At 70.6% G+C, this 12,136-nt stretch carries 10 protein-coding genes; all 10 read left to right on the top strand.

All coding sequences use genetic code 11. The features are described 5' to 3' along the window. Positions 1-15: 15 nt before the first annotated feature. The 10 genes from J2S57_RS13245 to J2S57_RS13290 are packed head-to-tail and all read left to right on the top strand — an operon-like array spanning position 16 to position 12,131. Entirely contained in the window at positions 16-1,116 is a 1,101-nt protein-coding gene (locus J2S57_RS13245; RefSeq protein WP_307242210.1) for an ABC transporter substrate-binding protein, read from the top strand. Beyond that, the gene (locus tag J2S57_RS13250) at positions 1,116-2,162 is read left to right on the top strand and encodes an ABC transporter ATP-binding protein (RefSeq protein WP_307242212.1); all 1,047 of its coding nucleotides are present in this window, start codon (positions 1,116-1,118) and stop codon (positions 2,160-2,162) included. Before J2S57_RS13245 ends, J2S57_RS13250 begins: the two co-directional genes overlap by 1 nt. Beyond that, the gene (locus tag J2S57_RS13255; protein WP_307242216.1) at positions 2,159-2,983 is read left to right on the top strand and encodes an ABC transporter permease; all 825 of its coding nucleotides are present in this window, start codon (positions 2,159-2,161) and stop codon (positions 2,981-2,983) included. Before J2S57_RS13250 ends, J2S57_RS13255 begins: the two co-directional genes overlap by 4 nt. Next, complete coding sequence (locus tag J2S57_RS13260) at positions 2,980-3,795, top strand: ABC transporter permease (RefSeq protein ID WP_307242219.1); 816 nt, start codon at positions 2,980-2,982, stop codon at positions 3,793-3,795. The genes J2S57_RS13255 and J2S57_RS13260 overlap by 4 nt, the downstream gene beginning before the upstream one ends. After that, positions 3,792-5,831 (top strand): hydantoinase/oxoprolinase family protein, encoded by a 2,040-nt coding sequence (locus tag J2S57_RS13265; protein ID WP_307242223.1) that lies wholly within the window; start codon positions 3,792-3,794, stop codon positions 5,829-5,831. The genes J2S57_RS13260 and J2S57_RS13265 overlap by 4 nt, the downstream gene beginning before the upstream one ends. Beyond that, positions 5,824-7,689, top strand: a complete 1,866-nt coding sequence (locus J2S57_RS13270; RefSeq protein WP_307242225.1) for a hydantoinase B/oxoprolinase family protein — start codon at positions 5,824-5,826, stop codon at positions 7,687-7,689. The genes J2S57_RS13265 and J2S57_RS13270 overlap by 8 nt, the downstream gene beginning before the upstream one ends. Then, complete coding sequence (locus J2S57_RS13275; protein WP_307242227.1) at positions 7,686-8,600, top strand: LLM class flavin-dependent oxidoreductase; 915 nt, start codon at positions 7,686-7,688, stop codon at positions 8,598-8,600. The genes J2S57_RS13270 and J2S57_RS13275 overlap by 4 nt, the downstream gene beginning before the upstream one ends. After that, positions 8,597-9,742, top strand: a complete 1,146-nt coding sequence (locus tag J2S57_RS13280) for a M20 metallopeptidase family protein (protein WP_307242229.1) — start codon at positions 8,597-8,599, stop codon at positions 9,740-9,742. Before J2S57_RS13275 ends, J2S57_RS13280 begins: the two co-directional genes overlap by 4 nt. A 9-nt stretch (positions 9,743-9,751) precedes the next feature. Continuing rightward, on the top strand, positions 9,752-11,476 hold the full coding sequence (locus J2S57_RS13285; RefSeq protein WP_307242231.1) for a thiamine pyrophosphate-binding protein: 1,725 nt from the start codon (positions 9,752-9,754) through the stop codon (positions 11,474-11,476). A 4-nt stretch (positions 11,477-11,480) separates the two neighbouring features. Beyond that, the gene (locus J2S57_RS13290; protein ID WP_307242233.1) at positions 11,481-12,131 is read left to right on the top strand and encodes a GntR family transcriptional regulator; all 651 of its coding nucleotides are present in this window, start codon (positions 11,481-11,483) and stop codon (positions 12,129-12,131) included. Positions 12,132-12,136: the final 5 nt, after the last annotated feature.

The raw sequence follows: 12,136 nt of genomic DNA on the forward strand, positions 1-12,136 counted from the left end.
GCGGATCGGACCCTCATGAACAGCAGCAGCCTCACCCGTCGCGGGTTCTTCGGCGCGAGCGCACTCGCCGGCCTGGCCGGTCTGGCCGCCTGCGGCTCGCCCGGCGGATCCTCCACCGGCGGTTCGAGCGGCGGCAGCACCAAGATCACGATGTTCCACTGGGCCGGTGCCCAGGCGACCGTGCCGGAGAAGGTCGGTGACGCGTTCGCGAAGGCCAACGGCGTCGAGGTGGCCTACATCGAGGGCACCAACGCCGACACCTTCCCCAAGCTGGTCTCGTCGGTGCAGATCAACAAGAACTCCCCGCTGCTGAACCTGGGCTTCTTCAACGGCCAGAGCTTCGCGCAGGGCAACGCCTCGGACCTGTGGTCGCCGATCCCGGCGAGCGTCACCGCGATCGACGCGGTCAACAGCAAGTACCAGATCGCCGACCGCCGTGGCGCTTTCATGGTGATGGACGCGATGGGCCTGATCTACAGCAAGAAGGCGTTCAAGACCCCGCCCACCTCGTGGATGGACCTGTTCGACAGCGCGTACAAGGGCAAGGTCACCACCTGGGACGCCCCGGCGTTCAGCGTGAACGCCCTGCCGGTCGTCGCCAAGCTCAACGGCGGCTCCGAGAGCGACCTGACGCCGGGCATCGAGATCTTCTCGAAGGCGGCCAAGGCCGGGCAGTTCCACGGTTTCATCGCCTCGATCGACGCCCTGCGCCAGCAGCTGAACTCCGGCGAGGTCGTGATCGCGCCGGGCTTCCAGGGGGTCGCCCAGCCCTGGATCGACGCCGGTGACGACATCGGTTTCGTCGCGCCGAGCGAGGGGCTGATGGCCTTCCCCGAGGGCTTCCAGCTGGTCAAGGGCTCTTCCGAGGCTCAGCTCGAACAGTCGGCCGCATTGCTGGGCGAGCTGTTCACGCCGGAGAACGTGGCCGAGTACTGCAACCTCAACGGCCTGATCCCGCTGGTCGAGGGCGCGCAGCTGAAGGACGAGCTGGCCGACAAGGAGACCTTCCAGCTCTCCGCGGTCGAGTCGGCCATCCAGATCGACTGGGCCACGCTGGTGGAGAACATCGAAAGCGCCACGACCGCCTGGAACAAGGACGTGAAGGCCAACATCTGATGGGTGACTTCGGGGCCAGCTCGGTCGAGATCAAGGACGTCACGCGCTCGTTCGACGGGCAGCGCGTGCTCGGTCCGATCAGTCTCAGTATCTCCAGCAGCAGTTTCCACTGCCTGCTGGGGCCTTCGGGATGCGGCAAGACCACCTTGTTGCGCATCATGGCCGGGCTGGACACCCCCGACACCGGCGTCGTCTCGATCGGCGGCTCCGACCACACCCGCACGTCGGCCCACAGGCGGCCGACCAACCTGGTGTTCCAGTCGGGCGCGCTGTTCCCGCACCTCACGGTCGCGCAGAACGTCGAGTTCGGGCTGCGTACCGACCGGCGGACGCCCCGGGGCGAGTCCCGCGCGCGGGTCACCGAGATCCTCGACCTGGTGGACATGGGGCAGTACGCCGACCGCAGCCCCGCCACCCTGTCGGGCGGGCAGCGGCAGCGGGTCGCGATCGCCCGCGCCCTGGTGCGCCGGCCCGACGTGCTCCTGCTCGACGAGCCGCTCTCCGCACTGGATCTGGCGCTGCAGCTGCGGATGCGCCGCGAACTGCGGCGCTGGCAGCAGGAAACCGGCACCACGTTCGTCTGCGTCACCCACAACCAGGCCGAGGCGATGGAACTCGCCGACGAGATCGCGGTGATGAACGCCGGGGTCGTGGAGCAGTCGGGCAGCGCCCGGGAACTGTACGAGCAGCCGGTGAGCCGGTTCGTGGCCTCGTTCATCGGTGAGAACAACGTCTTCGACGGCCTTTCCGCCGTGGACGGCGGCCAGAGCGCGGACGGGCTGTTCTTCCCCGGTGGCCCGGCCTCGTCACTCGCCGTGCGTCCCGAGGCGATCCAGCTCCTGGCCGTCGACGACCCCCGCGCCCACGGCGTCGCCCGGGTGCTGACCACCAGCTTCACCGGCAAGAGCGTGCGGGTCTCGCTGAACACCTCCACCGGGCGCGAGGTGCTGGCCGAGCTGGCCCCGGGCGCCACGTCGGCGCAGGCCGGCGACCGGGTGGGCGTCGGATTCGAGGCGGCCGCGGTGCGCCGGTTCGGGTCCCGATGACCAGGCGCCGCAACCGGGCCACGCTGCTCGTCCTTCCCGGCGTGGTCTACCTGGCCATCGCCTTCCTCACCGTGGTCGCGCTGCTCGTCTCGTACAGCGTGCGCGTGGAGAAGACCGCGGTGCTCCTCGCGCCCTTCGACCTGACCACCTGGTCCACGGCGCTGGGTGACTCCTACCTCTGGTCGACCGTCGGCACCACGCTGCGGCTCGGCCTGATCGTCAGTCTGATCACCGTGGTCATCGCCTATCCGCTGGCCTGGTGCGTGCACACCATGAAGCGTGGCTGGGCGGCCGCCGCGATGCTGTTCGTGGTGTTCTCGCCGATCCTGGTCAGCGTGGTCGTGCGCAGCTACGGCTGGCAACTGCTGCTGCGCCCGGGCGGCCCGCTGGGCGAGACCTTCGACGGGTGGCTCTACCACGAGCCCGGCGTGATCCTGGCGCTGGTGCACGTGGAGCTCCCGTTCGCGGTGTTCCCCATCCTCAGCTCGCTGCGCGGCATCCCGCCGGAGTACACCGAGGCCGCCGCCGACCTCGGCGCCGGCGCCCGCCAGCGGTTCACCCGGGTGCTCCTGCCCCTCACCGCGCCCGGCCTGCTGAGCGCCATGCAGCTCGTGTTCACGCTGACCATCAGCGCTTTCGCCACCCCGGCCCTGCTCGGCGGCGGCCGGGTGACCGTGCTGGCGCAGACCATCTACCAGAACATCCAGCTGCTGGCCTGGCCCCTGGCCGCCGTGCAGGCCGTGATCCTGCTGGTGCTCACGCTGATCGTGCTCACGGCCTTCGGCCTGGTGACCCGGCTGATCGCGGGAGGTGCCCGGTGAAGTTCGTCCGCGCCGCCTTCCTCACCCTGGTCACCGTCTTCATCCTGGCCCCGCTGGTCGTGGTGCTGCTGGCCTCGGTCAGCCCCGACGAGGTGCTCACCAGCCTCGTCCCCAGCGGATTCACCACGCAGTGGATCACCCAGGCCCTGGACTACGAGCCGTTCCGCGTCGGCATCGTCTACTCCGCCGAGGTCGCCGCGCTCGCCACCGCGATCGCGTTGCTGCTCGGCACCCCGGCCGCCTACGCCCTGGCCCGCACGAAGGTGCCCGGGGCCGCGTTCCTGCGCTCGGTGTTCGTGGCTCCGCTCAGCCTGCCCCGCGTGGTGGCCGGGTTCTGCTTCTTCGCGCTCTACGTCTCGCTCTTCCCGACCGCCTACGGCACGGTCGGCGGCGTCGCGTTCGCCCACGTGCTGCTCCTGCTGCCGTTCGTGGTCGCCCTGATCGGCGCCGGGCTGGCCGGGTCCGACCCGGCGCTCGAGGAGGCCGCCCGCGACCTGGGAGCCTCGCCGCTACAGGCGTTCTTCAAGGTCACGCTGCCGCAGATCCGCATGCCCCTGCTGATCGCCGGCGTGTTCTCGTTCCTGACCTCGTTCGACGAGGTCGACCTGTCGATCTTCCTGATGCCGGCGGACACCACCACCCTCCCGGTGGCGATCTTCCTTCGCCTGCAGCAGGACCAGGACCCGACCACCTCGGCCGTGTCCAGCCTGATGATCGTGGCCTCGCTGGCGATCGCCGCCCTGACCGGGCTCGCGGTGCGGCGGGCAGGCCTGTGGCGGACCTCGAGATCTGCGGAAAGGAACGACGCATGAGCACGCGCTACCGGCTGGGTGTCGACGTCGGCGGCACCTTCACCGACATCGTGCTGGCGGACGCGGCGTCGGGCCAGGTCTTCACCGACAAGGTGCCCTCCGACCGCGACCAGCCCGCCCGGGCGGTGATCGCCGGGGTCAGCAAGATGCTGACCGGGCACGGTGTGGAACCCGGCCGGATCGAGTACTTCTCGCACGGCCAGACCTTCGCGCTCAACACCCTGCTGCAGCGCACCGGCGCGCGGGTGGGCCTGCTGGTGACGCGCGGCTTTCCCGACCTGCTGTCGATCGGGCGGCTGCGCCTGAACGATCCCATCGACTACTTCACCCAGCCGCGTCGTCCTCTGGTCGCCCCCACCGACGTCCGCGAGATCGACGAGCGCCTGTGCGCCGACGGCTCGCTGCAGACCCCGCTCGACCCCGAGCAGGTGCGTGCCGCGGTGGCCGACCTGGTGGCCGACGGCGTGGAGGCCGTGGCCATCAGTTTCCTACACTCGCACCGTTTCTCGCAGCACGAGGACTGGGCCGCGGGCGTCATCGCGGAGAGCTTCCCCGACCTGCCGGTGGCCTGCTCGTCGCGGCTGTGGCCGGAGGAGAAGGAGTACGAGCGGGCGACGGTGGCCGTGCTGGCCGCCCACGTGGGCCGCGCGCTCGGTGACTACCTGCAGTACCTGTCGTCGGAGCTGCGGGCCCTGGGCCTGGACTGCCCGATGCACATCACCAAGTCGAACGGTGGCGTCACCTCGATCTCGCAGCCGCAGGAGTTCTTGCGGACGGCGGTCGAGACGCTGCTCTCCGGGCCGGCTTCCGGGGTGGCGGGCACGATGCGCGTGGCCGCCACGGCGGGGGTCGACCAGCTCATCACCATGGACATGGGCGGCACCAGCGTCGACTGCGCGATCGTCGACGGCCGCATCCCCTACTCCACCGAGAGCGAGATCGGCGAGTTCCCGCTGATCATCCCGTCGGTCGAGGTCTCGTCGATCGGGGCGGGCGGCGGCTCGGTCATCCGGGTCGACTCCACCGGGGTGCTCAAGGTCGGCCCGCTCAGCGCGGGGGCCTATCCCGGTCCGGCCAGCTACGGCCGGGGTGGCACGGAACCGACGCTGACGGACGCGTATGTCGTGTGCGGTTACATCGATCCGTCGGATTTCGCGTCGGGTACGGTGACGATCGATCCCTCCTTGGCCCGCAAGGCTTTACAGCCGCCGGCCGAGGCCCTGGGGCTGAGCGTGGAGGCGGTCGCCGAGTCGGCCGTGGCCGTGGCCACCGCGATGATGCACTCGCAGCTGATCCCGCTGAGCGCGCAGCACGGGGTGGACCCGTCGACCATGACGCTGGTCGCCTACGGCGGTGCCGGCCCGGTGCAGGCCGCGCTGCTCGCCGCCGCGCTGAAGATGCCCGAGGTATTGATCCCGACCTCGCCCGGAACGCTCTGCGCCTACGGGGCTCTGGCCACCGACATGCGGGTCGACCTGGTGACGCCGGTGGGTGGCGCGGTGTCGGACGCGGACCTGGAGCGGGGCTGGGCGGCGCTGCGGCGCCAGGCGCTGGAGTGGTACGAGGAGCAGGACCACACTCTGCACACCGACGTCCGCATCACCCGCTGGGCCGACGTCCAGCTCACCGGACAGTCGTTCACCCTGCCGATCACGCTGTCCTCCTCGGACACGAGCGTGAAGGCGTTGCGGGAGGCGTTCACCGCGGCCTACGTGCGGGCGTACGCGGTGGACCCGGGATCGGCCGAGCTGGACGTGCGCAGTCTGCGGCTGACGCTGGCGGCTTCCCCGTCGCTGGCGGAACCGGTCGCCTCCGGCGGATCCTCGCTCGTCGGCCGACCGCATCGGGTCGTCGAGAACGGCCACCTGACCGCCGCCACGATCTACCGCCGGCCGGAACTGCCCCTCGGTGCCGAGATCGAGGGCCCGGCCGTGATCCCGGCCCCGGACACCAGCATCTTCGTGCCGACCGGAGCGGTGGCCCGGGTGGACGAGCACGGCAATCTGCGGATCACCGTCGGAGGCACGCATGCGTAGTTCACCCGTCGTCCTGGAGATCCTCGCGCACCGCTTCTCGGCGGTGGTCGAGGAGATGGCCGAGAACATCCGCCGCACCAGCTTCAGCATCTTCGTCAAGCAGACCGCGGACTTCGGCACCTGCCTGGTGACGCCGGACGGCGAGGTCTTCGCCGCGCCCCGGCGGATCTCGGGCAACCTGATGATCGGCGTGCCCGCGCGTGAGGTGATCCGGTCGCTGGCGCCCTACGCCCCCGGCGATGTCGGCCTGAGCAACGACCCGGACTCCACCGGCGGACTCGTGACCCACCTGCCCGACCTGTGGGCCTGGCAGCCGCTCTTCGTGGACGGCGAGATCATCGCCTACGCCCTGAGTTTCGTGCACTCCTCGGACATCGGCGGCAGCGTCCCCAGCTCGATCGACTGGGGTCACACCGACATGCACCAGGAGGGGCTGCTCATCCCGCCGGTGCGCCTGCTCACCGCCGGTGACCGCAACCAGGCTGTCTTCGACCTCGTCGCCCGCAACTCCCGCGTCCCCGCGCAGAACCTCGGTGACCTCGAGGCCCAGGTGGCCGGACTGCGCACGGCCCAGCGGCGCCTGAGTGAGATCGCCGACGGCTACGGCAAGGACGCGGTGAAGGCGGCCATCGCCGACCTCGTCGACACCGCGTCGGCGCGGGCCTCGGCGCTGCTGGACACCCTGACGCCGGGCACGTACTCCTTCGTCGACTACGTCGAGGGCGTGGAATCCTTCTCGCCGGAGGGTGTTCGGGTGACCGAGGTGCCCCCGACGCGTCTCTCCCTGGCCCTGACCGTCGGTGACGGACGCGCCCACCTGGACTTCGACGGCACCTCACCGCAGGTGCTCGAGGCCATCAATCTGCACACCGGTGGTGAACCGGGCCACTACATGCTGGCTTTCGCGCTGGTGAACTGGTTCTATTCGCAGGACAAGCAGATTCCGTACAACTCCGGGCTGGTGCGGCCGCTGACGGCTCATCTGCCGCCGGGATCGATCGTGAACCCGCGCGCGGGTGCGCCCTGCGGGGTGCGGGCGGCGGTGTTCTTCCGGATCATGGACTGCGTGGTGGGCTGCCTGGCCCAGGCTTCCGCGGTGGCGATGGCTCCGGGGGCCGGTCTGGTGGCCATCGCGTCGATCTCGCACGTCGATCTGGCCACTGGTGAGCGGAAAGTGTCGGTGGGCCAGCCTCTGACGGGCGGTTCCGGCGGACGCCCGGGGCAGCGTGGTCTCGACGGCACCAGTTACATGGGTGGCTGGCTGCGGAACGTTCCGAACGAGGTGCTCGAGTCGGACGTGCCGGTGCTGGTGGAGGAGTACAAGTACCGGCGGGGTTCGGGCGGTTCGGGTGAGCAGCCGGGCGGTGACGGGCTCGTTGTGCAGGTGCGGAGCCTGGAGGACGACGTCACGTTCGTGGTGCGCGGCCTGGAACGGCTGTTCTACCAGCCCTTCGGCGTGAACGGCGGTGGGCCGGGTGCTTCCGGCCTGGCCGTGCTGAACCCGGGGACCTCCTCGGAGCGCGACCTCGGACGGGTCGGCTCGATCACGCTGCGGGCCGGGGACGTGCTGCGGATCGAGACGCCCGGCGGTGGTGGACTGGGCTCGGACGCGGGAAGTTTCGACTTCGGCCCGGCGCGTTCGTCGTACGAGACGCGGTTCCCGCAGGAGCTGCAGAAGCGGCTGGTGGACGCGGTGCTCGGGCGGGTGCCCTCGGCCCGGCAGGCATCGGTCTACCGGGCGCTGTACCTGCGCATCGACCGGGCGGCCGGCAGCGGCGCGGTGACGTCGGGCCTGGTCGACGAGGCTCTGGACGCGGCCGGGCTGCTGGATGATCTTTCTCGAGGAGAAATCGCATGAGCCTTCGGTTCGGTTTGATGACGCACGCCGCGGCAGAGTGGTCCGAGCTCACCACCCGCTGGAAGGGGTTCGAGGACAACGGCTTCGACGCCCTCTGGGCCGGTGACCACCTCTGGAGCGCGCTCGGTGACAACGGCTACACCCAGCCCCGCTTCGACGCCTGGATGATCGCCGCCGGCATCGCCCAGGCCACGTCGAAGGTCACGGTGGGCACCCTGGTGTCGGCCATCAACATGCGCAATCCCGCCGTGCTGGCCAAGCAGGCGCTGACGCTCGACCACATGTCCGGGGGCCGGGCCGTGGCCGGCATCGGTGCGGGTGGCAACCCGAAAGACGGGGCCGTGGCCGGGGAGAAGCCCTGGTCACCGGCCGAGAAGTCGGAACGGCTCGACGAGTACCTCACCGTGGTACGGCAGGTCGCGGCCGGAGGCGAACTGGACTACACCGGAAAGCATTACAGCACCCAGGGGGTGGCCGGACCGACGCCCGTGGCGCCCAGGGTCCCGCTGCTGGTGGCCGCGCACCTGAAGTCGTCGCTGACCGTCACCGCCCGGCACGCCGACGTCTGGAACTCCTACGGCACGCTGTTCAGCCAGCTCGCGAAGGGCATCCGGCTGACGCCCGAGGAGAGCCTCAGCGTCACGGCCCGGCGATCGGCATTCCTCGATGCGGAGTGCGAGCGCACCGGCCGCGACCCGCAGACCCTGCGCCGCTCGTTCATGCTGGCCTTCACCCAGGACACCCCCTGGGTGAGCGTGCAGCAGTTCCGCGACACCATCGGCCGCTACGCCGAGGTGGGTGTCACGGAGTTCATGTTTCCGTTCCCGCTGCAGGGGCAGCACGATCCGGACGTCTTCACCGAGGTCGTCGAGACCGTGATGCCGAAACTGCAGGCCGGGGAACGCCCGTGATCGACCTGGTCGCCCTGCGCCGGGAGCTGCACGCCGATCCCGAGGTCGGCCTGCAGCTGCCGCGGACGCGCAGCCGGGTGCTCGAGGCCCTGCGTGGTGCCGATCTGGAGATCACCCGGGGCCAGGGCCTCAGCTCGGTCACGGCCGTCCTGAGGGGCGGCCGGCCGGGCCCCTCGGTGCTTCTCCGCGGCGACATGGACGGCCTGCCGATCGCCGAGGACACCGGCCTGCCCTTCGCCTCGACCAACGGCGCCATGCACGCGTGCGGGCACGACCTGCACACCGCCGCGCTGGTCGGGGCCGCTCACCAGCTGGCGGCCGACCGGGAGAACCTCTCCGGGGACGTGGTCTTCATGTTCCAGCCCGGCGAGGAGGGCCACGGTGGGGCCAAGGCCATGCTGGCCGAGGGCGTGCTCGCGGCCAGTGGCTCGAAACCGGTCGCGGCCTACGCCCTCCACGTCATGTCCGACCTGCCGCACGGAGTGTTCTTCGGGCGCCCGGGGCCGATCATGGCCGCCTACAGCACCTTACGTATCGAGGTGATCGGCCGGGGCGGGCACGGCGGGCGGCCGCACGAGGCGCTCGACCCGATCCCGGTGGCGGCGCAGATCATGACGGCCGTGCAGACCTACGTGGCGCGCCGCTTCAACGCCTTCGATCCGGTGGTGCTGACCTTCGGCGAGTTCCACGCCGGTACCGCGCCCAACGTGATCGCCGAGCGGGCCACGCTGAACGCGGGCATCCGCACGTTCTCACCCGCCCACACCCGGCGGATCGCGGTCGAGCTCCCGGCGCTGGCCGAGGAACTCGCGGTCGCGTCGGGCTGCCGGGCCGACGTCACGTTCACCCCGGTGATGGCCCCCACGGTGAACGATCCGCAGGCCGCCACGGTGCTCGAGCAGGTGGCGCGCACCCTCGGCACCTACGTCGAGCTCGAGAACCCGCGCAGCGGCTCGGAGGACTTCTCCGAGATCCTGGCCCAGGTTCCCGGCGCGTTCGGATATCTCGGCGCGGCTTTCCCCGATTCCGAGCCGCAGGCCGGGAACCATTCACCTCGAGCGGTTTTCGATGACTCCCTGCTCGCGGACGCGGCCGGCCTGCTGGCCGGGTGCGCCCGTCACCACCTCTGTACCGGATCCTGAAAGGTCACCATGTCCAGCGTTTCTCCCCAGCCGACCGGGCGTCGCGGTGCTGACGTTCTCGTCGAGGCCCTGATCGCCAACGGCGTCGAGACCCTGTTCGGTGTGCCCGGAGACACCGGTGTGGTGTTCTACGACGCGCTGTTCCACCGGCGCGACGCCATCGAGCACGTGCTCGCGCGCGACGAGCGGCACGCCGCCTACATGGCCGACGGGTACGCCCGCGTGCGCAACCGCGTCGGCGTGGTCGAGGTGTCGAGCGGCGGCGGAACCACCTACGTGGTGGGCGGTCTCGGCGACGCGTACGCCTCGGGCATCCCGGTGCTGCTGCTCACCTCCGACATCCACCGCGGCAGCCGGAACACCGGTGCGCTCACCGAGATCGACCAGGTGGCGTTGTTCAGTGCGGTGACCAAGGCCCAGGCGGTCGTGGACCGGGCCTGCGACATTCCCGCGACCGTCGCTTCGCTGCTGGTCACGGCGGTCAGTGGACGTCCCGGTCCGGTCGCGCTGATCGTGCCGGAAGACGTGCTGGAAGAGATCACGGACGCGCCGGTCGTCACCTCGACCGCCACCCTGCCCGGTGAGCGGGCGGCGGCCGGTGAGGATCTCGTCCGCCAGGCCGCGCAGGTGCTGCAGAACGCGGCGAAGCCCGCGATCGTCGCGGGCGGGGGCGTTCACGCCTCGGACGCGTACGCCGAGCTCGCGCGGCTCGCCGCCGCCGTCGGGGCCGGGGTGGCCACGAGTATTCACGGCCAGGGCGCGATCTCGACGAAGGACGCGTGGTGGCTGGGGATCGTCGGCAACAACGGCGGCCAGCCGGGCACCAACCGCTACGTGGCCGAGGCCGACGTGGTGCTGCTGGTCGGCACCCGGGGCAACGCGACCAACACGAACTCCTGGACGGCCCCGGCGCGGTCGGGTGTCACGGTGATCCAGATCGACATCGAGGCCGATCGCGCGGGCCGCAACTTCCCGGGCTCCCTGGGCCTGGCCGGCGACGCGAAGACGGTGCTCGGGCAGATCCTGGCCGAGCTCCCCGTCGTCCGGGAGCTCGATGCCCGTGAGGCCGAGGTGGCGCAGGCCCGCGCCGATGCCACCCCGCCCACCGAGGAGCCCGAGTTCGCCCCCGGCGTGCTCTACCCGCGCACCGTGATCGAGTCGGTGCACGCGGCCCTGGGCGACGACGTCACCGTGGTCGGCGACCCGGGCACCCCCACCCCGAACGTGGCCGTGTTCTGGCCGGTTGCGCAGGCCGGCCGCCGCACCGTGATCCCGCGCGGGCACGGCCCGATGGGTTACGCCATCCCCGCCGCGATCGGTGTGGCCAAGGCTCTGCCGGGTAGGCCGGTGGTCTCGGTGACGGCCGACGGCAGCTTCGCGATGTCCTGCGGTGAGCTGGAGACGGCGGCGCGCTTCCACCTGCCGATCCTGTTCGTGCAGCTCACGAACAACAGCATGGGCTGGATCAAGATGCTGCAGCACCTCTACACGGGGGGTCGCTACTTCGGCGTGGACCCCGGTCCGGTGGACGCGGTGCTGGTGGCGAGGGCCAACGGGGTGGACGGGGTCAAGGTGACCTCGGCGGAGCAGCTCAAGGCGGCGCTGGAGTCGTTCGCCGCCGATCCGCGTCCGTTCTACATCGACGTCGACGTGCCTCACATGATCGACTACGCCCCGCCGGTGCCCGCGTGGGACAAGGGACTGGCCGGTGACACCGAGCGCCCGGTTTACTGAGCGAATGTCTGTTTCCGAGGGCGCGCGGCCCGTTCTCCGTTCGGAGACCGTCTACGGCACCCTCCGGCAGGAGATCACTGACGGCGTGCTGGCTCCCGGCACGCCGTTGGTGGAAGACGACATCGCCGAGCGCCTCGGCGTCTCGCGCACCCCGGTGCGCGAGAGCATCCAGCGGCTGGCGGCCGACGGCCTGGTCGACTCCCGCCGCCGGCGCTGGATCGTGCACGCCTACCAGCCCGAGGAGATCAGCGAGATCTACGGGGTGCGGGCAGCACTGGAGTCACACGCGGCCCGGCTGGCGGCGCTCAACGCCGACGGGGCCACGCTGGAGCGCATCGAGGCCCGGCGTGAGGTGATGACGCGCGAGAACCTGATCACCCTGGTTCAGCGGGGCACGGCCAACGACGAGTTCCACGATCTGATCAGCGGGGCGTCCGGAAACCCGCGGCTGCTGCGCACGATCCGCGACCAGCGCCTGTTCCACTTCAACCGGCACATCGGGGCGCTGTACGACGAGGAGTCGCTGCGCACCACCTCGCGGCAGCACGGGCAGCTCATCGACGCGGTGTGCGCACGGGACGCCGACGGGGCGTCGGAGATCGCGCGCATCCACGTGGAGTTCTCGCTGCAGTTGCTGCTGGACAGGTTGTTCTAGAACGT

Source organism: Kineosporia succinea, from assembly GCF_030811555.1.
Lineage (GTDB): Bacteria > Actinomycetota > Actinomycetes > Actinomycetales > Kineosporiaceae > Kineosporia > Kineosporia succinea.